Source organism: Streptomyces sp. BK340, from assembly GCF_007827595.1.
Lineage (GTDB): Bacteria > Actinomycetota > Actinomycetes > Streptomycetales > Streptomycetaceae > Streptomyces.
The window spans coordinates 370,739-394,615 of the sequence record NZ_VISR01000002.1; the positions used below are offsets into that span (position 1 = coordinate 370,739).

The 23,877-nt window shown below is 68.7% G+C and carries 14 protein-coding genes and 2 pseudogenes; 4 read left to right on the forward strand and 12 right to left on the reverse strand.

Features of this window, described 5'->3' with window-relative positions; all coding sequences use genetic code 11:
* Positions 1-21: 21 nt before the first annotated feature.
* Complete coding sequence (locus tag FB157_RS05090) at positions 22-1,215, reverse strand: glycoside hydrolase family 26 protein (RefSeq protein WP_145876358.1); 1,194 nt, start codon at positions 1,213-1,215, stop codon at positions 22-24.
* Positions 1,208-2,527: a glycosyltransferase family 2 protein gene (locus FB157_RS05095; protein ID WP_145876360.1), complete on the reverse strand. Its 1,320-nt coding sequence runs from the start codon at positions 2,525-2,527 to the stop codon at positions 1,208-1,210. The genes FB157_RS05090 and FB157_RS05095 overlap by 8 nt, the downstream gene beginning before the upstream one ends.
* Before the next feature lie 402 nt (positions 2,528-2,929).
* Between FB157_RS05095 and FB157_RS05100 the strand changes: the two genes are divergently transcribed.
* Positions 2,930-4,234 (forward strand): UDP-glucose/GDP-mannose dehydrogenase family protein, encoded by a 1,305-nt coding sequence (locus tag FB157_RS05100; protein WP_145876361.1) that lies wholly within the window; start codon positions 2,930-2,932, stop codon positions 4,232-4,234.
* A gap of 516 nt (positions 4,235-4,750) precedes the next feature.
* Here the strand turns inward: FB157_RS05100 and FB157_RS05105 are convergent.
* Positions 4,751-5,581 (reverse strand): alpha/beta fold hydrolase, encoded by an 831-nt coding sequence (locus FB157_RS05105; protein WP_145876363.1) that lies wholly within the window; start codon positions 5,579-5,581, stop codon positions 4,751-4,753.
* A gap of 732 nt (positions 5,582-6,313) precedes the next feature.
* On the opposite strand from FB157_RS05105, the pseudogene FB157_RS05110 reads away from it, so the two are divergent.
* Positions 6,314-6,820: pseudogene (locus FB157_RS05110) on the forward strand (transposase); the annotation flags it as partial.
* Positions 6,821-6,822: 2 nt separating this feature from the next.
* Here FB157_RS05110 and FB157_RS05115 read toward each other — a convergent pair.
* The 4 genes and pseudogenes from FB157_RS05115 to FB157_RS05130 form a co-directional block, all read right to left on the reverse strand.
* Positions 6,823-8,712, reverse strand: a pseudogene (locus FB157_RS05115) (RHS repeat protein); the annotation flags it as partial.
* 493 nt (positions 8,713-9,205) lie between these two features.
* Positions 9,206-9,772 (reverse strand): Uma2 family endonuclease, encoded by a 567-nt coding sequence (locus tag FB157_RS05120; RefSeq protein WP_145876367.1) that lies wholly within the window; start codon positions 9,770-9,772, stop codon positions 9,206-9,208.
* Between the two features lie 305 nt (positions 9,773-10,077).
* Positions 10,078-11,664: a serine/threonine-protein kinase gene (locus FB157_RS05125; protein ID WP_145876369.1), complete on the reverse strand. Its 1,587-nt coding sequence runs from the start codon at positions 11,662-11,664 to the stop codon at positions 10,078-10,080.
* A gap of 139 nt (positions 11,665-11,803) precedes the next feature.
* Positions 11,804-12,265 carry an ATP-binding protein gene (locus tag FB157_RS05130; protein ID WP_261386173.1) on the reverse strand — a complete coding sequence of 154 codons (462 nt, stop codon included), beginning with the start codon at positions 12,263-12,265 and terminating at the stop codon, positions 11,804-11,806.
* Positions 12,266-12,425: 160 nt separating this feature from the next.
* Here FB157_RS05130 and FB157_RS05135 point away from each other — a divergent pair, with 160 nt between their 5' ends.
* Positions 12,426-13,286 carry a helix-turn-helix transcriptional regulator gene (locus FB157_RS05135; protein WP_145876371.1) on the forward strand — a complete coding sequence of 287 codons (861 nt, stop codon included), beginning with the start codon at positions 12,426-12,428 and terminating at the stop codon, positions 13,284-13,286.
* A complete protein-coding gene (locus tag FB157_RS05140) occupies positions 13,283-13,495 on the forward strand; it encodes a DUF397 domain-containing protein (protein WP_145876373.1) in 213 nt (70 codons plus the stop codon). The genes FB157_RS05135 and FB157_RS05140 overlap by 4 nt, the downstream gene beginning before the upstream one ends.
* Before the next feature lie 127 nt (positions 13,496-13,622).
* Here the strand turns inward: FB157_RS05140 and FB157_RS05145 are convergent, their stop codons facing one another.
* The 5 genes from FB157_RS05145 to FB157_RS05165 all read right to left on the reverse strand — a co-directional run bounded on the left by FB157_RS05145 (position 13,623) and on the right by FB157_RS05165 (position 23,814).
* On the reverse strand, positions 13,623-14,858 hold the full coding sequence (locus FB157_RS05145; protein WP_145876375.1) for a hypothetical protein: 1,236 nt from the start codon (positions 14,856-14,858) through the stop codon (positions 13,623-13,625).
* Between the two features lie 156 nt (positions 14,859-15,014).
* Positions 15,015-18,206, reverse strand: coding sequence for a type I restriction endonuclease subunit R (locus FB157_RS05150; RefSeq protein ID WP_145876377.1), 3,192 nt, complete (start codon positions 18,204-18,206; stop codon positions 15,015-15,017).
* Positions 18,207-18,208: 2 nt separating this feature from the next.
* Complete coding sequence (locus FB157_RS05155; protein WP_145876379.1) at positions 18,209-19,510, reverse strand: restriction endonuclease subunit S; 1,302 nt, start codon at positions 19,508-19,510, stop codon at positions 18,209-18,211.
* A complete protein-coding gene (locus FB157_RS05160) occupies positions 19,507-21,516 on the reverse strand; it encodes a class I SAM-dependent DNA methyltransferase (RefSeq protein WP_145876381.1) in 2,010 nt (669 codons plus the stop codon). The genes FB157_RS05155 and FB157_RS05160 overlap by 4 nt, the downstream gene beginning before the upstream one ends.
* A gap of 90 nt (positions 21,517-21,606) precedes the next feature.
* Complete coding sequence (locus tag FB157_RS05165; protein WP_145876811.1) at positions 21,607-23,814, reverse strand: N-6 DNA methylase; 2,208 nt, start codon at positions 23,812-23,814, stop codon at positions 21,607-21,609.
* Between the last annotated feature and the right edge of the window lie 63 nt (positions 23,815-23,877).

Here is a 23,877-nt window from a genome sequence, read left to right on the forward strand (position 1 = left end):
ACACCGTACGGCTGGCGAGGATCAGCCGGTCGTAGTGGTGGTGGAGGCCGTCGGTGTCGCCGACGTCGACAGGTCCGCCGACCCGGTCAGGTCGATGTCCGCGAGCCCGCGCCGGAACGCCTTGAGCGTCGCCGCGTTCTCGGTGAAGCGCCAGTCCGCGCCGCCGCCCTGTTCCCGGTCGCGTTCGAACCAGATGAAGCCGATGACGTCGTCCTGCTCGCTCTTCCCGAGCCACTTGAAGAAGTCGCTGATCCACGCCGCCTTCGACGTGCCGGGCTGCGCGCCGGCCTCGGTGATGACGATGGGGTGGTCGGTGAGCTTGCGCAGCTTCTTCAGCGTCGGGTCGAAGACGGCGGCCGCGGTCTTCTCGTGCACGGCGTAGCCGACCGTGCCGACCCAGTCGGTGTAGTCGTCGCCGGGATACAGCTCGGCCAGGCTCACCTCGGGCACCGGGCGCAGGATGTTGGGGCTCCACAACCAGATGACGTTGTCGGCGCCGGCCTGCTCGAAGAGGTCGTGGACGTGCCGCCAGGCCTTGACGTAGTCGCCCTTGTGGTTGCCGCTGCGCTGCTCCGACCAGGGGTACCAGGCGCCGTTCATCTCGTGCGCGAAGCGGATCACCACGGGCCACTTGTGGCCGGCGACGGCTTTCGCGAAGCGCGAGACGTACGTGTCGTACGTGCCGTCGGCGATCTTTGAGAGTGCGTACTTCGGCTGGTCGGTGCCGTGCTTCCGGTCGGCCCAGGGCTGCCAGGAGATCACCGGGAGCATGCCCTGCCGGTAGGACGCGTCGACGGCGGTGGGGTCGAAGTCCTCGTTCCAGTTGACGAAGTACTCGGACATGGTCGGCCGCTGCCCGGCCGCCTTCGCCAGGGTGTTGGTCTTCTTGGACGACCAGGGGACCTGGGTGCTGCTGAGCCCGAAGTACTTGCCTTCGGGAGCGGTGAAGGAAGCTTTCTCCGGGACGGTGGTGCGGGCGGCGGACGCCCCGGACGTGAGCCGGTCCTTGATGCCGGGCTTGGCCGCGGGGACACCGAGGCCCTGGTAGACCGGCTCGGAGCTGGAGTTGGCGAGGAGGTAGACGCCGTAGCTGAGCAGCGACAGCACGAGGACGTTGACGGCCATCCACAGCCGCAGCCGGACACCGCTGCCGCGGTTCCACCAGTGCAGGCGCTTGGCGCGGGACCGGCCGGAGGACTTGCCTGCCTTAGACACTCATCATCACCGATCCGAAGAGCAGGGCGGCGCCCAGCAGGTAGGGGACCACGACGAGGGGGCTGCGGGTGCGTTCGCCGGCGAAGCTGTCGGCGCGGGTTCCCCAGCTCGCGTTGTGGGCCATGCGGAAGAAGCCGAGGAGGCGTACCGGGAGCAGGAGCAGCGTGTTGATGATCATGAAGACCGGCAGGAAGACCATGTCCTTGGGCCGGTAGGCGAAGTGGCGGCCGAAGCGGATGGCCATGGAGATCAGGGACATGAGGGCGGCCAGGCCGAGGACGAACACCAGCGCGTGCCACGGGGTGTGCGGCAGCGGCAGCTGGTTGTAGATGCCGGGCTTGTCGCGCCGCCAGGCGGCGACGGCCCAGGACGCGAAGGTGCCGAGCAGGACGAAGGGCACCAGGATGTCGGCGATGTAGAACAGCCAGAGCATCTTCGCGTGGCGCAGCATCCACCAGAACATCCGCAGGGTGTTGTACTGCGAGCCGCGCGCCCAGCGGTACTGCTGCTTGGCGAGCTTCCGCAGCTCCAGCGGGGCGTCGGTGTAGACCAGCGAGGTGGACTGGTAGACGCTCTTGTACCCGGCCTTGAGGGTGTAGTTGGTCAGTGTCCGGTCGTCGCTGACCTCCAGGAAGACGCCGAGGAACTTCTCGTTGAGGAAGTCCTCCATGCAGTCCTCCAGGATGCTCCGGCGGAAGGCGATGGTCCGGCCGGGCAGGCAGCCCACCGTGCCGACCACGCTCATCGCGGGCATCGAGTAGTGGCAGCGGACGCTCTCCAGCCAGTCGGCCCAACGGGTGAGCACCGAGCGCCCGGGGTCGAGGATCCGCTGTCGGGTGGTGACACCGCCGACCTCAGGATCGCGGAAGGGCTTCACCAGTTCGGTCAGGGTGTCCGTGGTCCAAATGGTGTCCGAGTCGACGAGTACGGCGATCTCGCCGGTCGCATCCTCCAGGCCGACGCGCAGCGCGTTGCGCTTGCCGGGTATCTCGGTCCAGCGCCAGTCGACACCCATGTCGGTGCAGATGTCCTCCAGAACCGGGTTGCGTCGGCCGTTGATGACGACGATGACCTCGGTCGGCTGCTGCTCGGTTATTCGCTGGAGTACGGAACGGAAAAGGTCTTCCGGCTCGTCGACGACGGGAATGATGACCGAGGTCGTCGTCTGCCAGGGTCGCTTCCATGGTTTGTAGCGGCGGGCCAGCAGAATGCGGATGATCCAGAGCGACCAGACCATGGTCATGAAAACGGCGAACGGGTAGACGACTCCGTTGTTCCGCCATTCTCTCAATTCCAGCAAATACGCAAGCATGACCTTCCCTGAGCCGTGGAATCGGAGATTCAGGCACGGAAGGTCGTGTGCCGGCAGGCCGTGCCGACTGCTCCGCCGGGCCTGTGCGGCCCCGGTCGCCCTCCTACCCCTGGTGTCGGCGACATCGATGCTGATCTCGCCAACTGGCCGGAAACTAGCAGGAGTTACAGTGTGCTAAATCATGAAAAACACCTCAAAACGGCACATCAAGATCGTTCGTTATTCAATGGAGATGTGAAAGATGTGTGAGGGTTACACGTTCAAGGCGTGGAAGATCACGCTCGTGTGACGGTTGCGTGACATGGGTCGGCGCGGTCGATCCGCTCTCTTCCCCGGGTTATGGTTCCGCTCTCCACAGACCTCCAAAGGGGTCACTGAGCACCATGTGCGGAAGGCGATTCAGTGTCTGCCCGTGTGACAGTCATCGGCACCGGATATCTCGGTGCCACGCATGCTGCCTGTATGGCAGAAATAGGCCACGAGGTTCTCGGGCTCGACGTCGACCCGGACAAGATCGCCGCACTGCGATCCGGCCGGGTCCCTTTCTATGAACCCGGCCTGGAAGAGCTTCTGGCCAAACACGTGGCCACCGGGCGGCTGCGCTTCACCACCTCTTACGAGGAAGTCGCCGAATTCGGCGAAGTCCACTTCTCCTGCGTCGGCACCCCGCAGTCGCCCGGTGGCAACGCGGCGGACCTGCGCTACGTCGACGCCGTCATCGAGCACCTGGCCCCGCTTCTGGCCGGCCGGAACGCGCTCGTGGTCGGCAAGTCCACCGTTCCGGTCGGCACCGCCGAGCGACTCGCGGCGATGCTGCCCGAGGACGCCGAACTCGCCTGGAACCCCGAGTTCCTCCGGGAGGGCTTCGCCGTCGAGGACACCCTGCGGCCGGACCGGCTGGTCTTCGGCGTGCGATCGACGGCGGCGGAGGCGCGCCTGCGCGTGGTCTACGCCCCCGTCATCTCGAACGGAACTCCGGTCGTCGTCACCGACTTCCCGACGGCGGAGCTGGTGAAGACCTCGGCCAACGCATTCCTGGCCACCAAGATCTCCTTCATCAACGCCATGGCCGAGGTCTGCGAGGCCGCCGGCGCCGACGTCAGCCTCCTCGCCGAGGCCCTGTCCCACGACACCCGCATCGGCGGCCGCTTCCTGCGCGCCGGAGTCGGATTCGGTGGAGGCTGCCTGCCCAAGGACATCCGCGCCTTCATGGCTCGAGCGGGAGAGTTGGGCGTGGACCAGGCACTGGCCTTCCTCCGCGAGGTCGACCACATCAACATGCGCCGCCGCAGCCGGGTCGTGGACCTGGCACGCGAAGCGGCCGGGGGCAGCTTCCTCGGCCGCCGGATCGCCGTCCTGGGCGCTGCCTTCAAGCCCGACTCCGACGACATACGGGACTCCCCGGCCCTCAACGTGGCCGCGCAGATACAGCTCCAGGGCGGCAACGTCAGCGTCTACGACCCCAAGGCCATGGACAACGCTCGCAAGGCGTTCCCGACCCTGGCCTACGCGACCTCCGCCGAGGACGCCCTGTGTCAGGCCGACGTCGTCCTCCACCTCACCGAGTGGCAGGAGTTCCGGGACCTGGACCCCGCCGTAGTGCGGGACATGGTGGCGCGGCCGTACGTCATCGACGGCCGCAACGCCCTGGACGACGGACGGTGGCGCGCGGCGGGATGGACGTACCGCGCGCTCGGCCGGCCCTGAACGCGGCCGACGCGCCGCATGTGCGCGCCGACCAGAACGGCCCCAGGGCGCTCATCCACTCTCCCGCGCCCCGGGGCGCTTTTCTTCCCGACCACTGCCGAGAAGTTCAGGAAGCACACCGCCCGTACGGGGGGCGCTGGACCGAGCTCGGCATCGCGGTCGGCCTGTCGGCCGTCGCCGCCGCGTCCGGCGCTCGTCTGGACGGCGCCGCCGGGTCGTCCTCGGCAAGGTCCACCATGGGGCGATCAACCCGGCCCGTACGCCGCCACCGCTGATCCCCACCGCACGAGTGGAAGCCTGACACCGCGCGGCGCCTGCGGCCGGAAGCCCGGCCGCCTTCGCCAGCGCCGATCCGATCGGGTCGGACTTGGCCCGGACCTGCCTGAACGGTGCTGTCCGTCGCTGAACGAGACGGAAACTGAGACGGCCCGACGCCCGCCTGACCAGGTGCGCTCCCCGATGCGAACTACGGGTACGCCGGGGAACGGGCCGGACGCTGAGGCCAGCCTGCCGGGGTCAGGAACGGATGAACGCGAGGATGTCCGGGTTGAGGACCTCCGGGTGCGTCGACAGCATCCCGTGCGGATAGCCCTCGTAGGACTTGAGGGTCCCGTTCCTCAGAAGCTTGACCGTCAGGGGTGCCGAGTCGTCGTACGGAACGACCTGGTCGTCGGTTCCGTGCGCGACGAGGACGGGCACCTCGATCTGCTGCAAGTCCTCGGTGAAGTCGGTCTCGGAGAACGCCGCAACGCACTCATAGTGCGCGTTCGCCGCGCCCATCATGCCCTGGCGCCACCAGTTGTCGATCAAACCCTGCGACACCTGCGCTCCGGGACGGTTGAAGCCGTAGAACGGCCCCGAGGGAATATCAATGAACGACTGAGCCCGGTTGCCGGCAACGCCCTCACGGAAGCCGTCGAAGACCTCCATCGGCAAGCCGCCCGGGTTGGCCTCCGTCTTCAGCATCAGCGGTGGCACCGCGCCCACCAGGACCGCCTTTGAGACACGGCCGGGCTTAGCGCGGGCGACGTAGCGGGCGACCTCGCCACCGCCGGTGGAGTGGCCGATGTGCACGGCGCCCCGCAGGTCGAGTGCGTCGGTCAGGGCGGTCACGTCCGCGGCGTAGGTGTCCATGTCGTGGCCGGTCGCGGTCTGGGTGGAGCGTCCGTGGCCACGGCGGTCGTGGGCGATGACTCGGTAGCCCTGCGCCAGGAAGAACAACATCTGATTGTCCCAGTCGTCGGCGCTCAGCGGCCACCCGTGGTGGAAGACGATCGGCTCCCCATCCCGAGGACCCCAGTCCTTGTAGAAGATCGTGGTGCCGTCGTCGGTCGTGACTGTACCCATCGCAGATCCTCCGCTCGTCCGGGCGCACCCCAGTCACGGAGCAATGGGTGGGGGGCACGCGGGACTTCACGCCCAGCGGGCGCGGTCCGGATGTATGGCCCACGTTACGCCCTGTCCCTGCGGGCCACATCCGCAGCTTGTCGACGTCCGCCAAGTCTCGGAGATCTTCTCAACTGGCTTGATCGTTAGGCTGGCGGCCGTAATGCTGCCGCTGCGGCATCCATCCTCCTCAACCCACCACTTGCCCCAGCTCCCATCCCGTCTGCCGTCGACCCACACACCGTGGAGCGGGCGTGGTTCCTGGCGTCCAGGTGGAGCGCGCCGCTGTACGAACGACCTGGACGCCAGGGGCCGTGTCTGCTCGGCTCTGCCTGGGGCGACGGCGGACGGGATGGGAGCACCCTGCGCACGTCACACTCGGCTTCACCGTTCCTACTGGTCAGCGGGGTGCAGCCTTCCGCCCTTGCCTGATCGTTCCCCGCCTTTGCTCGGCCTTCCGTTCCCATGACGTTCCCATAGGGCCTCCACGAACCCTTGGAAACTAGGGGCTGGGGAGTCCGCTGAGGTCAGCTGCGGTCGACGAAGCGGTGAGCACCGCGGGTTGCGTCCATGGAGATGGTGTACGGGTTCGACCTGATCCGGGGGTTTGCTCCGGCGTCGGGGTGAGGACCGCATAGACGAACGGCCACCGGCTGATCTTCGAGGTGTCGAAGCTCGAAGGAGATCAGCACGATGACCGCACCTGACAGTGTGCCCCTGCACGCCCTCGCCGAGGACAACCTCGCCGCGGCGAGTCCGGATCTGCGGCGCGCGATGGTCAAGACATTCGCCGACGCGTTGATGTCCGCCGAGGCCGACGCCCTATGCGGTGCCGAATATGGGCAGGTCAGCGACGAACGCGTCAACCACCGCAACGGCTACCGCCCGCGCGAGTGGGACACCCGGGCCGGCACCGTCGAACTGGCCATCCCCAAGCTGCGGCAGGGCAGTTACTTCCCGCACTGGCTCCTGGAACGCCGTCGCCGGGCCGAGCAGGCTCTCGTCTCGGTGGTCGCGACCGCCTACCTGCTGGGAGTGTCCACCCGCCGGGTCGAGAAGCTCGCCGAGTCCCTCGGCGTGACCCAGCTGTCGAAGTCCCAGGTCAGCGCGATGGCCCGGCATCTGGACGAGCAGGTCGCCGCATTCCGCAACCGGCCCCTGGATGCCGGTCCCTATGCGTTCGTCTGGGTGGACGCGCTGACTCAGACGAAGTCCGTACGGTCGGCCGCGGAACCGTCGTCGGCCACGCGGTGCTTGGAGACGCGGCGGCCGAGCGGGTCGTACGCGTACCGCCACCGGCTGCCGTCCGGGGCGGTCGCCCCCGTGAGGCGGTCCTCGGCGTTCCAGGTGTAGGTCCAGGTGCGGGTCTGGCCGTTCAGCAGCTTGCGGGTCCGGCGGACGAGACGGCCCTCGGCATCGTACTCGTACGACGTGCGGCCGGCCGAGCGGACGAGCGTGCCGTCGAACTGGCGCTCGCCGAGAGCCTCATGGGCGGGCGATGTGGCGTGCACCAGGTTGCCCGCCGGGTCGTACGCGTACGTCTCGCTCCAGCCGTGGGCACGCGTTCCGGTGACGCGGCCCAGACCATCCAGATCGAAGCGGCGGGTGCCAGACGTCAGCTCCCGGATCTCGGTGAGGTAGCCGTCTGCTCGGTGGGCGTACGTCCGGTGCTGGAGGAGGCGGTCCGAGGCGGCGGCGGCCAGGGTCTGCGCGGTCAGCAGCCCCGCCGCGTTCCATGTCTGGGCCAGGGTGGCCTCCGTACCGAGGGCGCGCTGTGTCTCGCGGCCCGCGGCGTCGTGGGCGAAGTCCAGCGAACCCGCGGACGACCGCAGAGCGAGCGGTTGTCCTGCCGGGTCGTACGTCCACTCGGAGACCAGCCCGGAAGGTGTCACCCGTCGGGTACGGCGACCGACGGCATCGTGGACATGGGTGGTCGTCCGGCCGTTCACGGCCTCTGAGAGCGTCCGGCCGAGCATGTCTCGCTCCAGCACGACCTCGGCGTCCGCGTTGGCCGCACGGCACAGCCCGCCGTCGGGGCCGTAGGCGAACGTCGTGACATCACCGGCGTCCGAGTGCTGCTCCACGACCCGTCCGAGCGGGTCCCTCGCGAAGCTCAGAGTCTCTCCGGCGCCGTTGGTGCGGGCAGCCAGCCGCCCGTCGGCACTGTGCGTGTACGTGAGGGTGCGGCCGTTGAAGTCCGTCTCCGCGGTCAGTCGGCCCGCTTCGTCGTAGGTGTACGACCAGACCAGGCTCTGCGGGTTGGTGACGGCCGTCAGCCGCAGCTCGGTGTCATAGACGAATTCGTACTGCGCTCCGTCAGGGTCTGTGCGGGTGGCCGGCACACCGAAATGGCTCACCGTGTGCTGGGTGGTGTTCCCGGCGGGGTCTGCGTGGGTGAGCAGGTTGCCCTGGGCGTCCCAGGTCCACGACTCGCGCGTGCCGTCGGGCTGCTCGCGCCAGGACGGCTTGCCCTCCGTCGTCCAGCCCAGGCGGGTGGCGTGGCCGAGAGGGTCCTTCACCTCGATGACTCGGCCGAAGCGGTCGCGGCGGATTGTGGTCGTGTGGCCCAGTTCGTCCGTCAGGGCGAGGGGCAGGCCCGCCGCGTCGTACGCCACCGTGCGGGTATGGCCGAGGGCGTTCGTGATCGCCGTCGGACGGCCCGCATCGTTGTACGCGTACCGTGTCTCGGCGCCGAGCGGATCGACCGTCGTCAGCAGGTTGCCCCGCTCGTCGTACGTGTGCCGCCAGACCGCACCGCCCGGCTCGACGACCTCCGTCGGCAGGCCGAGCGCGTTGTATGCAGCCTGGGCCACCGAGCCGTCGGGCAGGGTGAGTTCGATGACGTTGCCCGCGTCGTTGTAGGCGTATCGGGTGGTGTGGCCCAGGGCGTCGGTGACCGACAGTGGCTCGTCGCCGTACACGTCCCACTCCGTGCGCGTGACATGCCCCAGCGGATCCGTCTCCTCCACCACGAGCCCCTCGGCGTTGTACCGGTGGACCGAGGCATGGCCCAGCGAGTCCGTGTACGTCGTCGTGCGGGCCGTGTCGTCGTAGGTCAGGGTGCCGGAGAGGATGCCGTCGACGCCCTCGGTGATCGTCATGCCCGGCTGCATCGCTCACCCGCGTGACGCGACGGCGACGCGCGAATCACCCGCGGGCCGTCTATGACACGCCCCGCATCACCCAGAAAGCAGCCTGCCGGGCGCAGTAGAGCCTCATGCGATGCAGTAAGACTCCATAAAATTCCCGCACCGCATGATCGGTCTAAAGTTGCCCAAATCCCCCATCATCCCGTACCCGGGATGTTCCCATCGAGCACACAAAGGACCCCCCCGTGGCGTCCACGGAGGGTCCATGTGGCCTCTGACCAGATATTTCTCTGTGCCCCGGCAGGATTCGAACCTGCGACACCCGCTTTAGGAGTGGGATCGAATCCCTGCCGAGGGCTGCCTGGCGCTGCCGTACGGTGCTGTTTTCCCTGGTCAGAACCGCGCGGCGAGCCGCTTGATCCGGCTCATTGCGCCCTGTATCGGGTAGTCCGCTCAAGCATCGCTCACGCGTCGCCGACTGCCAAGCAGTGCATGGTCAGACCTGGCCGAGGTCGACCTCCACCGGGAAGGGGGCCGCGACCTTGAGGACGCCGGTGAAGACGTCTCCGTCCCGGTAGGTCTTCGTCGCGGGGTCGAGAACGTAGGTGTACACGAGGGGAACGCCTGTCGCGGCCTGCTCGATCCGCCAGTAGAAGCCGATGCCTGCCTTGGCGTACTGGTCGACCTTCACGATCCGGTCGGTGGTCTCCGAGCCTGGTGACACCACCTCCGCGACCAGCAGCACGTGCTCAGGGCGGGTGGGGGTGATGTCGATCGTGTCTGCGCGGTACACGACGACGTCCGGGCGGCGATTGGTGAGCGGGACGTCTTGAAGCCGGACGTCGAAGTCCGTGTCGGCGTTCCACTCCGGGCCCGCGGCGGCGTCCAGGGCGTTCGCCAGAATACGGGCCAGCCGGTTGTGCCGCTTGGAGGCACTGGGACTCACGACGACCATCCCGTCCACGATCTCGATGCCTGCGCACTGCTCCTCGGACCAGGACTCGTACTCCTCCGCCGTGATCTGCTCATGCATCCACGCCGGGGCTACCATCTCGGCCGTCATGAAGCACCTCCCGGACACTGTGCTGCGGGCCCGATCCCGCTGGATTCAGCGTACTGTCTGCCGTCCTTCCGGCACGCTGATCTCGCTCACGCTCCCTCCCGTCGGCCGACATCCGACCAGCAAGCCCACGACCGGGGGAAACCGGCGCGGTGGACTCGTCGCCAGAGGATCGGAACACGGCCGGCGGTACCACTGACTTGGCGGCCACACCGGTGAGCGCTGAACCACCCGGCGACGTGACCGTCGCGAAACCCTCGGCCGCAGAGCAGCACGGTTTTGGCGATGCTGCTTCCGGAGGACCCGGGTCAGGAAGCCGAACCGTCGAGGCCGAGGCGGATCACGGCGAGTGCCTCGGCGATCTCGGTGGTCATCTCGTCGTCGGGGCCGAACACCATGCACATGTCCTGGTGGAGCGGTTCGAGGACCTGCCGGGCTTCGGCGGCCCTGCCCTGTGCGAGCAGCAGCATGCCGATGTTGTGCCGTAGCTCCACGGCTTCCTCGCTGACGTCGCTGTCGACGGCCCGCACGACGTTCAGCACGCCCTGGAGCGCGGCGAGCGCGTCGGTGACCTGGCCGAGTTCGGCGCGGCACCGGGCCGCCTGGGCGCGGCAGGCGCGGGCCTGCTCGCCGGTGGGTCCGGCGATGCGGGCGTACGCGTCGGCGAGGGCGTCGAACTCGGGCAGGGCGGCCCGGTAGTCGCCGCCGAGGAGCCGGATCGCCGCCCGCTGGCGGCGCAGCGCCAGGACCTGCTTGCTCTCGGAGCCGAGGGCGAGGGCCGCGGGTTCGATGACCTCGCCGAGCACCTCGGCGGCCTGCGCGAACCGCTCCTCCTCCAGCAGGGCGTCGGAGTGTGCGTACGCCTCCTTGATGTCCTCGCGCAGCCGGCCGGGGACGGGAACCGGCTGGGCCCCCGGAAGGACGGCCGTAGGCGTCGAACCGCCGGGTGCGGGGGCCTGGGCGCGGGCGCGGGGCGCGAACGGGTGCCGGAACACGCCCGTCGGGTCGGGCGCCCCGGCCGGCCCGGCATCGGCCGCGCCGGGCTCCTGGCCTGGCGGCGGGAGGAACGGCAGCAGCCGCGCGTACACCTCCTGCGTGTCGGCGGGCCGCGCCTCGGGCGCCTTGCGCAGCAGGTGCAGGACCAGCTCCTCCAACGCCTCGGGAACGTCGGGCCGCAGCTGTCGCAGCGGGGTGGGGGCGGCGTTGACGTGCTGGTACATCAGCAGGTATTCGCTCTCCGCCTCGAACGCGAGGCGCCCGCTGAGGAGTTCGTGCAGTACACAGCCCAGCGCGTACAGGTCGGTCTGCGGGGTGATGCGCCCTCCGCGGACCTGCTCGGGCGACATGTACTGGTGGGTGCCGATGGGGCTGCCGGTGGCGGTCAGTTTGGTGACGTCGGTGCGCAGGATCGCCGCGATGCCGAAGTCGAGGACCTTCACCGTGCCGTCGCGTGCGACCAGGATGTTGCCCGGCTTGAGGTCCCGGTGGATCACCGGCACGTCGTGCGCGTACGACAGCACGGTCGCCACCTGCGCGGCGACGGCGGCCGCCCAGCTGACCGGCAGCGGCCGGCCGGGGTCGAGGTAGGCGGACAGCGGTACGCCGTCGACGAGCTCCATCACCAGGAACAGCCGCTCGTACGACGCGTCGAGCACGGCGTCGTAGACCTGCGGCACTCCGGGGTGCTGGATGCGCGCGGTGATGCGGGCCTCGCGGCGGAACCGCTTGGCGAACTCCTCGGCCAGCTCGGGGGAGGTGACCGACGCCTGCCGGATGAGCTTCACGGCGACGGGCCGGTCGAGCACGGCGTCGTAGCCGCGCCACACGTCACCCATGCCGCCGTGGCTGAGCTCCTCCAGGAGTTCGTAGCGGTCGGAGATCGCCTCCTGCGGCACCTTGCCCCCGGTGTGCGTGATGAACAGTCACGGTCAGGGGTCAAGTGTGACCGCAGCGTTGATCCGCCGTCCAGCGGTCGGGGTGCGACAGGGGCTCGAGCGCGGCGGTGGACGACGGGCAGGAGGGCGCGTCGGCCGGTCAGCCTCCGGCCGACGGCAGGACGTATTCCGCCCAGACCGTCTTGCCGGGGCCGCCCTGGCGCGGGTGCCAGTCCCAGCGGTCGGCGAGGTGCTCCACCAGGAGCAAACCGCGGCCGGTGTCGTGGAGGTCCGTGGGCGTCGCCACGACCGGTACGCCTTCGGTGCGGGTGTCGGTGACCTCGATCCGTACGGCCCTGGCGTCGCGGGCCAGCGAGAGATGGAAGTCGCGGCCGGGGACCCGGCCGTGCCGAACGGCGTTGGCAGCGAGCTCGGCGACGATCAGCGTCAGCGCGTGGTGCGCGTCGCAGTCGTAGGGGATGCCCCACGCATCGAGCCGCTGCCCCGCGAGACGCCGGGCGAGCCGCGCGCCGCGCGGGGTGGAGCTGAAGCGCATCTCGAAGTGGCCGACGAGGCTGGTGGGCCTGGCGATGCCGCCGGGCAAAGCGGTCTCACTGTTCATGCCCCAACGGTCCCGGTGGTGGCGTAGCGTGACCAGTGGTGACTCGCGGTCGCGTGTCGGTTGTACGCGACTGGGCGGGGCCTGTACGAGGCGCGCCGCGTGACCGGCTCGGGGCGGGCGCGTTGGGCCGGGGAACTGGGCCGGGGAGGAGGTGGAGCCCATGGAGTCGGTGGAGCAGGCCGAGGGTGTGCGCGAGGACGCCGGGCCGAGGCCGGAGGACGAGCCGGGGTCGGGCGTGGTGACGGCGTTCGGGCGGCAGTTGAAGCTGCTGCGGGTACGGGCGGGCCTGGAACGGCCGGAGTTCGGGAAGCTCACGGGCTACGCGGCCCAGTCGATCGCCTCCTTCGAGCAGGGGCGGCGGATTCCCTCGCCCAGGTTCATCGACCGCGCGGACGAGGTGCTGGACGCCGGGGGCGTCCTCAAGGCGCTGAAGGAGGAGGTGGGGCGGGCGCAGTATCCGGCGTTCTTCCGGGACATGGCGCGGTTGGAGGCGAGCGCGCTCGGCCTGTCTGTGTACGCGGCTCTTGCGGTGCCCGGCCTGTTGCAGACAGCGGAGTATGCGAAGGCCGTCTTCCAGATGCAGCGCCCCCTGCTCGATGACGACGTCATTGAACAGCGCTTGGCGGCCCGGTTGGCGCGGCAGGAAATTTTCACTCGTCGTCCAGCCCCACTTCTGAGCTTCATCATCGAGGAAGTGGTGCTCCGCAAGCCGATCGGTGGACTGGCAACCCTCTGCGAGCAGTTGGAGCAGCTCCTGCTCGTGGGGCAGAACCGGAACGTGGAGATTCAGGTGATGCCCACCGACCGAGAGGACCATGCGGGGCTGGGCGGACCCTTCAACCTGATCGACAACGCCGAAGGTCGGCGCATCGCGTACACCGAGGTTCAGGACGACAGTCGCCTGTACACCGGTGCGGGAAAGATCCGTGAGCTCGAAGCTCGATATGGCATCCTCCGGTCACAGGCGCTCACCCCTCGTGAGTCGCTGGACTTCATCGAGGAACTGCTGGGAGTGAAATGACCTTGCGAAGCACCGAGTTGACTGTGTCGGAGTCGGCCTGGTTCAAGAGCAGTTACAGCAGCGGCGGGGGTGGCGAGTGTGTGGAGGTCGCAGCCGCCGTGGACGCCGTACACATCCGCGACTCGAAGGTCCGATCCGGACCGGTTCTGACGGTCGCCCCCGACGCGTGGGCCGGGCTCGTCCGGCTGGCCGCCGACCAGACCGTCTGAGCCGTACGGTCGTGACCCGTGGGGCGCCCATCCGCTCATGCGGCTGGGCGCCCAGTTTCGTACGGCCGGCTCGACGGAAGCCCCCGCTCCGCGCAGCCGGGGCCCGACCACCGGATCGGCCAGGTCGTTACTTTCCGTCCCCGAACCAACGGCGCGCTCGCCCGGCGAGCTCGCTCGAGAGCTTGTTCGTTACCGAGCCGGCCAGGTCGAGCGTCTCGCTACCGACGCGCCAGGCGGCATCGACGCCCTCTTCTCCTGCCTCGAGCACCTTGTCCATCGCCTCAGCGGCCGCGTCCGTCCATCGTCTCTCCTGCGAGGACTGGCGTCCGGACTCGATGCCGAGCCGTCCGTGGAAGTTATGGACACTGGCCGAGACATGGTTGCTCGACCGGACCACAGCCGGGGACGCGGCCGGGTTCAGCAGCACCTTCGCGTTGGCCGAGTCGGCGGCCGCGTTCATCCGGGCCACCAGACGCTCGGTGCTGAGCGTGATCCGTTCCAGCCGGTCCTGCCGGGCATCCTTCAGCCCGCTGCGATGCCCGTCCAGCTCCTCCGGAGACGCGTCCAGCACCCGGTCGAGTTCGAGAACGGCGATCGCGTCCTGCAGCTGGAAGCAGCGTGCCAGCACGGCGAGCCACTCCCGAACCGCCGACTCGGCTTCCTTGGCCGTCGCGGCCAGATCACCCATGTCGGTCTTGCGCTCCATCTTCTCCGCGAGGGCGTCGAGTTGACGCAAGGCGTAGACCTGGGTCTCTGCGATCGTCGTCGGCGCGGTCTGCACCTTCGACCACATGATCTCGTCGACCCTGCCCCTCTTCTCCCGGATGGTCATGGTCTCCTCGATGACCAAGCCCACTCCGATCATGCGGGCCAACGCGGTGTCCTTCTGGGCGCGCAGCACGTCGTCGACCTTCTCGTCGATGGTGGCGAGATAGTCGGCGATCTCGGCCATGCTCTGTTGCATCGCCACCTGCGCCATGATCCCCGCGGCACCCGCAAGAATCGCCGGGTTGGTCAGAAGCGATCGGGGCGCCTTCACGACCTCGATGAACCCTCTGATCTGGCCCTTTGGTCCTCTGACCACGCCTGTGCTGAGACCCGTCTTCGAGCTCTTCCTCAGCCCGTACTTCTGGACACTGTGTGCCGACTCCCGCGTCAGCTTCACCCAGCGACCGGAGTTGGCGGCGATCTCCGAACCTGCCTGCGCGACTACGGCCCCGGTACCGACGGCGGACTTGAGCCGTTCCAGTCCGAGGTCCTGGGACGCCAGCCCCTCCGAGACGAGGAAGTGATCGACATCCGTCGGATTCCCGATGACCGCCAGTCCGTCACCGTCACTGATCAGCTGAATCTCGTTGTCCATCGCCCGCTCCTGAAGTGTCTTCTCGTGGTCGAGGGGAGGTGGAAGGCCGCGGCAGCCGGCACCAGCTCGTGAGCCTTCTTCTCCGCACGGCTACGGCGTGCGGAGCACGAGGGGTGCCCCGGCCGGCACATTCAGCCGGGGCATACGAGTCGGACGTCAGTCGTCCAGGCCTTCCTCTCGGCGGATCATCCGCCAGGCGGCCTTACGGGCGCTGCGGTCCAGGCTGGACTTGAAGCCCTTGTCGGGGCCGAAGTACTGGCGGCCCATGCCCGCGATGGTGTCGATGTGGTCGGCCATCTTGTCCGCGAAGACGTTGTCGAAGACGAGGCCGAAGTTGTCCTCGTCGTTGACGACGGCCGCCGCCCGCACCTTCGGGTCGGCCTTAGCCTCCTCGAACGGGCGGATGACGTCCTGCTCGGTGAACTCGGTGCCGAAGCGTTCGTTGAACTTGTCGATCAACTGCGACAGCAGCGACTTCTCCGCTTCCTTCGGGCCGCCCGAGCCGTCGCCGAAGCCCTTCATCGTCGTCGGCCCCTCGGAGGTGAGGGAGACGTCGTACTCGCCGGTCTTCTCCACCCGCATATGGCTGAGGTCGATCTCGCCTATGTCCACGCCGCCGTCCGCGCGGCGCGGGAGCCGGTTGAGGAGGTAGCGGCCGTAGAGGTGCAGCCGCTCCAGCTCGGCGTCACGGTAGGGGACGATCTGCGCGAGGAAACCGTACTTCCTGACGTAGTCGTTGAGGTCGGCGCGGAAGCCCTCCGCCGTCTCCTGGTCGTCCTCGTCCTCGCTCTCCAGCAGGGGTGTGAAGCGGGCGACGGCGGGGGAGAGCAGCCGGTACAGCTCGGCGTGCAGCTTCTCCCACTTGGACTGCGAGCCCGCCGCCTTCTCCTTGGCGGCGAAGTACGCGGCGGCGAACTCGTCCATCTCCTGCCCGGACAGAATCCCGGCCTGCATGACCCGGCTCTGCGCGGTGTAGAGCAGGTTGGGGTCGGAGGGGAGGGTGTTCGCCTCCTCGAAGTACGGGCGGAAGGCGTCCTGTATGTCGTTCGCGTCGTTGACGAAGTCCAGGACCGCCAGGTCCGCCTGGGCCTTGCGCTCGGCGGTCCGGTTCAGCCGGGACAGGGTCTGGACGGCGGAGATGCCAGTCAGCGACTTGTTGACGTACATCGTCGTGAGAAGCGGCTGGTCGAAGCCGGTCTGGTACTTCTCCGCCACGACCAGGATCCGGTACTCGCGCTGGCCCGCACCGCCGGCTCGGGCGGCCTTGTCGTCGGCGCGCGTGTACGCGAACGCCTTCGGCAGCGCGCTCTCCGACAGCCCGCCGTTCTCCTTCGGCTCGGTGGTTTCCTTGCCATCCAGGGTGAGCGAGCCGGAGAAGGCGACCAGGACACCCAGGTCGGGGTACTCGGTGTCGTAGTCCCGGTCCTTGATGTAGCTCTTGATGGCGCGCGCCATCTGCACGGCGGACTGCCGGGAGGCGGTCACCACCATGGACTTGGCCCGCCCGCCGAGGCGGCCCCGGCTGTGCGCCACGAAGTGCTCCACGATCACCTGGGCGTGCTGGGCGACCGTCGAGTCATGGGTCAGCGCGTACCGGGCGAGCAGGCCGTTCGCCTTCGACGGGTCGACCTCCCGCTCGTCCGGATTCTGGTTCACCAGCTTCCAGTACGTGTTGTACGTGACGTAGTTGCGCAGCGGGTCGAGGATGAAGCCCTCCTCGATCGCCTGCCGCATGGAGTACGTGTGGAAGGGCCGGTAGGCCGCCTTGCCGTCGATGTCCTGGAGCGTGCCGAAGAGTTCGAGGGTCTTGGCCTTCGGCGTGGCGGTGAAGGCGAAGTAGGAGAGGTTCGCGGCGCGGGAACGCTGCTCGGCCCTCTTCTTGAGCTGCTCGTCGAGGGTGGCGGCCTCGGCCTTGACCGTGGTCGCGCCCGCGTCTTCCGAGTCGGAGTCCAGGCCGAGGTCGCGCAGGGCGGACCGTACGGCGGTGGCGGCGTCGCCGGACTGCGAGGAGTGCGCCTCGTCCACGATGATCGCGAAGCGGCTGCCCTGGATCTCGGTGGGGTTGCGCTGGAGGTAGTCGAGCAGTGCCGGGAAGGAGTGCAGGGTGACGGTGACGATCTTCCCGGTGTCACGGGAGAGGGCCTTGGCGAGCTGCTCGCCCTTCGCCCCGTGCTTCTCGTCGATCTTCACGACGAGGCCCGCGGTCTGCTCGAAATTACCTACCGTTTCCCGGAGTTGGGCGTCCAGGTTGCGGCGGTCGGTGATGACGATGACCTTGTCGAAGACCGGCACGCCCGGCTTGAGGCCCTTGGCCACGGCCTCGGCGTCGAGCTCCGACGGGTCGGTGGGGGTGTGCAGGTCGCTCAGGCGGTGCGCGAGCCAGCCGATGGTGTTCGACTTGCCCGAGCCGGCCGAGGCCATGACCAGGTAGTCGTGGCCGGCGCCGTGCGTGGCGGCGTGCGCGGTGAGCTTCTTGACCACGTCCCACTGGTGGAACCTGGGGAAGATCATCGTCTTGGTGCTGCCGCCGCCGGGCGTCTTGCTCTTGTGCAGGTGCACGAACCGCTGGAGCAGGTCCAGCCAGTTGTCCGGCTGCCAGACTTGCTCCCAGAGGTAGGAGGTCGCGTACGTGCCGAATGCCGTGGGGGCCGGGTTGCCGGCGCCGCCCGGCTGGCCGGGTCCGTTGGAGCCGGTGTTGAACGGGAGGAAGCGGGTGTTCTTGCCCTTGAGCTGCGTGGCGACGAAGACCAGGTCGGGGTCCACGGCGAAGTTCGCGACGACCCGGCGCGTGAAGATCAGCTCGGTGGGGTCGCGGTCGGTGCGGTACTGCTCCTTGGCCTGCTCCACCCCTTGCTTGGTCAGCGGGTTCTTCAACTCGGCCGTGGCGAGGGGGATTCCGTTGAGGAAGAGGGCGAGGTCGAGCCGGTTGCCCCAGTCGGCCTGCTTCGTCGCGTACTCGAGTTCGCGGACGACGGTGAGGCGGTTGGCGCGGTAGCCGTCGAGCACGGAGTCGTGGGCGACGAGGTTCGGCTTGAAGTACGCGACACGGAGCAGGACGCCTCGGTCCTTGACGCCGTTGCGGAGGACATCGAGGAGCCCGTTGGTGGCGATGGCCTGGTCGAGGCGGCCGGCGAACCCGCGCTGGGCCTCGTTCGGGTCGCCGCCGTAGACGGTGAGCAGCTCGCTCCACTCGTCGGGCTGGGTCGCCCCGATGAAGGTGAACAACTCGTGGGTGTCGAGGCCGAGATCGGCCTGGTAGTCCTGCGGGCGAGCCTCGCGCCAGCCACGCTCGACCATGGCGGCGACGATGGCATCACCGAAGGCGGACTCCGTGTGGATGGGGCTCATGGCTACGCGGTGACTCCGTCCGTTACGCTGCGTCCGCTGGCGGTGGAGACGTCGAACTGGCCGGTTACGGCGGCGGTGATGAGGGCTTGGCGGCGTTCAGCGAGCAGGTCAGCCTGTTTCCCTGTAGCTGCCCGCAGCCTGTCAGCGTGATCCAGTGCGCTACTTACTCGCCCTACGATTTGACGCTGCTCGTCGAGAGGCGGGTAGTAGATGCGCAGCTTCAAACAGTCGTGAACTCGCATGTGTGAGTGCGCAGCACCGTCACTGGCTAGTTCGAACTGCCGCTTCATGAAAGAACTCAAAAAGTTGTACAAGAGAAACTCGGGGATCGTGCTTAGTGGATTTGGGCGGTACAACATGACCTGTTGCCCAAGGAACACAGGTGCGTCAGAGGTAAGCAGTCCAGCCTCACCAACGGGGGCTTGTCTGGTGAACAGAACATCACCGATCCGAGGGGCGCCGCGCCGATTCCATTGTTTGAACGTCTCTTCCGATACCCGATAGGTGTCGTCAACGTTTACTTGCCCATCTCGGACGTTAGATGTTCGGAGCATGCGGTATGGAGTCTCGCCAGCTTCGATTGGGGCAGTCTTGTTGACACAGTCCAAGACCAGCTCGCATGCGCTGGTCACAGGCACGACACAGTCGTCGGAAAGGGCTTCAAGTTCCGCGTCAATAACGGCCGTGCGGCGAGCCACCGCCAGTTGCCCGGCTTTTCTCACCAGGCCTTCAATCTGATCCAGCCGGGCGGTCTCGGCGTCGAGGAAGTCCGCGATGCGGCACTGCTCATCCAGAGGCGGAAGCGGCAAGGGGAAACTCTTGATCTTGCTGCTATTGGTGGAAGCCAGGTTTGTGGTTCTCGTGCCGGTGCTCTCGAAATAGTGGCGGCCGTAGAGAGACTGGGTCACGTAGGCGAGGAAGCGGCCGCTGAGTCGCTGTGCATCGGGGCGCACCGCGAAGATGTGGTTCTGGTGCAGGCACCGGTCAAGTTCGCCCTGCCAGACCGTCCCACGGCCCAGCTTGTCCAAGTCCCCTCCTTCGGTCATCAGGACGTCACCTGGACGAAGGGTGCTGCGTTGGGCCACACTTCGAGGCACAGTGATCTCGGTGACCGATTCGAGGTCGAGGCTCCCTGCTTGGACATTGGCGACACGCAAGTACGGACTGGTGACGACGTCACCAGTTACGTCCCGTTTGGCATCGACGGTCAGTCCATTCTGCAAGCGCGCGACATATCCGAGGCGTACAAGTTCGTAGGCGTCAGAGGGTTTGGGGGAAGGCGGTGTGACGGCTGAGGTGTTCACGGGGCCACTTCCCTGAGCAGCTCCTGAATCTCCGCCTCCAGCGACTTCAACTCCGCGTCGATCTCTGCCAGCGGCCTCGGCGGCTTGTACACGTAGAAGTGCCGCGTGAACGGGATCTCGTAGCCGATCTTCGTCTTCGTGTGGTCGACCCACGCGTCCGGCACGTGCGGCAGCACCTCGCGCTTCAGGTACTCCTCGACGTCCTCGCCCAGCGGCACGTTCTCGTAGTCCCGCAGGTCCGCGTCCGGCTCCGGCGCGCCCTTGACCTTCTGGACCTCGCCCTCCGGGTCCCGTACGCCGATCGTCTCCCGTACCGCCTTCGCGAACGGCGCTCCCGGCGGCCAGGTCAGCCCGGCCGCGACCACCGCGTCCTTGAGCGCGATGAACGCCTCGGACTTCGTCATCCAGGACGAGCCGAGCAACGTACGCACCGCCGCGACGAACTCCTCACTCCGCTCCAGCTTGGCCACCGGCTTGGCCTCCGCCAGCGCCGCCAGCGTCTCCTCAGTCACCTCGAACCGCAGCTTCAACGGCCGCTCCACGGTGATGCGCTGGTAGCCGAAGTCCTCGTTGGCGAAGACCTTGACCTTGCCGTGCAGAGCGTGCTCCGGGTCGCCCGCGACCTGGAGCGCCTCCGCGTACAGCCGCGTGATGTCACCGATGTGGTCGGGGCGGCCGTTCGTCCCGTCGCCGAGCTCCTTGCGCTTGTCGCCGAGCGACTTGCGCATCTTCTGCCACTGGTCGCGCGCGTCGAGCAGGACGACCTTGCCCTTGTGGTCGGCGTCCTTGCGGTTGGTGAGGATCCAGAAGTACGTGGAGATGCCGGTGTTGTAGAAGAGCTGGTCGGGGAGGGCGACGATCGCCTCCAGCCAGTCGTTCTCCAGGATCCAGCGGCGGATGTTGGACTCGCCGGACTCGGCGGCGCCCGTGAACAGCGGGGAGCCGTTGAAGACGATGGCGATGCGGGAGCCGCCCCCGCCGTTCACGTCCACCGGCTTCATCTTCGAGATCATGTGCTGGAGGAAGAGCAGCGAGCCGTCGTTGATGCGCGGCAGGCCCGCGCCGAAGCGGCCGGCGTCGCCGAGCGACTTGTGCTCGTACTCGACCTCCTCCTTGACCTTCTTCCACTCCACGCCGAACGGCGGGTTGGCGAGGATGTAGTCGAACTTCCGGCGGGAGTGGCCGTCGTCGGAGAACGAGTTGCCGAAGCGGATGTTCTCCGGGTTCTGGCCCTTGATCATGAGGTCGGACCGGCAGATCGCCCACGACTCGGGGTTGAGCTCCTGCCCGTACACCTCGACCGTCGCGTCCGGGTTGAGGGCCTTGATGCGGTCGTCGGCGGCGCTGAGCATGCCGCCCGTGCCGCAGGCCGGGTCCATGACCGTACGGACGACACCGGGCAGGCTGAGGGCGTCCGCGTCGGGCGCCACCAGCAGGTTGACCATCAGCTTGATGACCTCGCGCGGGGTGAAGTGCTCACCCGCGGTCTCGTTCGACTGCTCGGCGAAGCGGCGGATCAACTCCTCGAAGATGTAGCCCATGTTGTGGTTGGGCACGACGTCGGGGTGCAGGTCGAGGTCCGTGAACTTGCCGATGACCTGGTAGAGGAGGTTCGCGCCGTCGAGCTTCCTGACCTGCTGGTGGAACTCGTACTTGTCGAGGACCTCGCGGGCGTTGTCGGAGAAGGCGCCGACGTAGATCTGCAGGTTCTTCGCCGCGTTCTGCGGGTCGGCCGCGATCTTCCGCAGCGTGAGGTCGCTCTTGTTGTAGAAGGAGTGGCCCGAGGCCTTGCGCAGGAAGTGGTCGGTGTCGATGTCCTGGCCCGCGAACCTGGCGACGGTCTCGACGACCTTCTCGCGCGTCGGCTCCAGGACGCACTCCAGGCGGCGCAGCACGGTGAACGGCAGGATGACCTTGCCGTAGTCGGACTGTCGGTAGTCACCGCGCAGGAGGTCGGCGACGGACCAGGCGTGGTTCGCCAGCTCCGTGTGCTTGCTGCTGTTCAAGAGGTCCCGGCTTCCTTCCGAAGAGCGCCGTCCGGGCGTGGGACGGCAGGGATCCAGTGTGGTCGTGTGCGGGGGGACGCGTGGGGCGTTTCAGGCGGAACGGCTGTCCGGGGTGTCCGGTGGCAGGAGTACGCCGGCGGTGAGGCCGGTGGTGAGGGTGGCCGCGGTGTCGGCGGCGAGGTCGGCGGTTCGGCGGACGGCCGCGCGCAGCTCGTACACGCGGCGGAAGGCCTCCCCGTAGCGCCGCTGCTCCTCCAGGGGCAGCAGGGGTACGCGCAGCCGGCCCGGTGTGACGTGCACGTGGGTGCTGCCGGTGGACGCGGAGGCGATGTTGTCCTCGGCGCCGAGGAACCCGGCCAGGAACCACGGGTCGAGGCGGGCGGGGTCGGGGCGCAGGAGGTGGATGTGCGGACCGAGCAGGGCTCCGGCGTCCTGGTCGTCCGCGACCCGGGTCATCGAGGCCGCGGCGCCGCCGCCCCCGAGGGCGCGTACGAGGACGTCACCGGCGGCGACGGGTTGCGCGGCGTCCGCGTGGAGGTCGACGGCCCTGATGGACGGCGGGTTTCCGGCGGAGATGTCCGAGGCCGTGAGGACCGGTCGGTCCATGGTGGGGGCGGCGGAGCCCTTGGAGCCTCGGGTGCCGGACGGCGCCGCCCGCAGCACGGTCAGTGCCCCGCCGCGTGCCAGGTCGGAGACGGTCGCCGTACGCCACTCGCGGGCCGAGGCCCCGGACGGCTGCCACCCGCCGGACGCGGAGGCGGCCGCCAAGGCGGCTACCTGGTCGGCCAGTTGGTCGTGCAGGTCGTGGACGCGGCGGGCGAGGGCGGCCGGGTCGATGTCGGCCGCGGTCGCCCGCACATGGCGGGCCGGGGTGACGTCGACGACGTCGTCGAGGAGGTCGACGAGCGGCACCGCGCGGGCGACGCCGGGCTCGTCGGCGTAGGTGTCGGGGGCGGTGGTGAACGCGGCCCACTGGCCGAGGACCCGCTCGGTCAGCCCCTCCCAGTCGAAGGAGGAGGCAGAGGCGGAAGAGGCAGAGGAGGCGGCGGAGGAGGAGGGGCCGGATCGGCGGGGGCGTGAGCCGCCGCGGGTCCCGGCGCCGGCCGTGGCCATGTCGGTGGCGGACGGTGTGCCCGCGGCGCCGTCCCGCTGCTCGCCCTCCCCGTCCACGAACAGCACCGTCGTACGGTCCGTGCCGCCCGGCTCGGGGCGTTGGAGCACCCAGATCTGCAGGCCGATGTGGAGCGGATACGCGGCACGCGCCGGAAGTGACACGACGGCGCGCAAGGCCCCGCTGCGGATGAGTTCCGCGCGGATGCGGCGGCCGGAGGAACGGAAGGCGAGCGCGGGCGGCAGCAGCATGACCGCGTGGCCGCCGGGCTCCACGTGCGCGAGAGCGTGCTGCACCCAGGCCAGTTCTGATTCGAAGCGCGGCGGGACCCCGTACGCCCACCTCGGGTCGTAGGCCAGCTCGTCGTGACCCCAGTCGCGGTCGCCGAACGGCGGGTTGCACAGGACGGCGTCCACGGTGACGTCGGGGAAGGCGTCGGCGCGCAGGCTGTCGCCGACGCGGATCGCCGTCTCGGCCTCGGGCGCGGCGAGCAGCAGCCGGACCGCGGTGCGCCGGCCCTGGACGGGGAGCGAGTCCTGCCCGAACAGCTCCTGTGCGCCCTGCCGGGCGGCGGCGGCGAGGAGCGTGCCGCTGCCGCAGGCGGGGTCGAGGACGCGGGACGCGCCGGCGGGCAGGAGCCGTGCCATGAGCAGGGCCAGGCCCTCCGGGGTCTGGTAAACGCCGCTGGCGGCGCCCTCGTCCAGTTCGCGTTCGGCGAGGACGTCGAGGGCGGCCTGGGCCCCCGCCTCACGGACGCAGCCCAGCAGCGCGCGGACCGCGCCCGCGTCGTCCGGGCCGTAGCGGACCGGCTCGGCCTCGGGCACGGTGGCCGGGAGCTCGCCGGCGGCCTTCTCCGCTCGGGCGAGCAGCTGGTCGTCGGGCACGGCGGCGAGTTCGGCCAGCTCGTCCGGCGCGCGGCGGGACGCGGCAGCCACCAGGGGGAACAGCCGCGCGGCCACGCCCGAGCCGGGTCCCAGCAGCCGTAGCGCCGTACGCAGCTCCTCGGTCGGCGAGGCGGTGGAGGTGTGCCCACGTGCCCGCAGCCATGCCTGGACGGCCGGCAGGTCGTAGAGCGGGCTGGTCTCCGTGCCTGCGCTGGGGGCCGGGAAGTCGTCGTGGCGGCGGCGCCAGTTGCTCACGGTGGCGCGCGTGACCCCCGCGATGCGGGAGATCTCGGCGGCCGTCACATGCGCGGAGGGCGCCGGCTGGGCTGGTGGCTGCTGGGGCATGGCGTGGGGTTCCGCACCTCT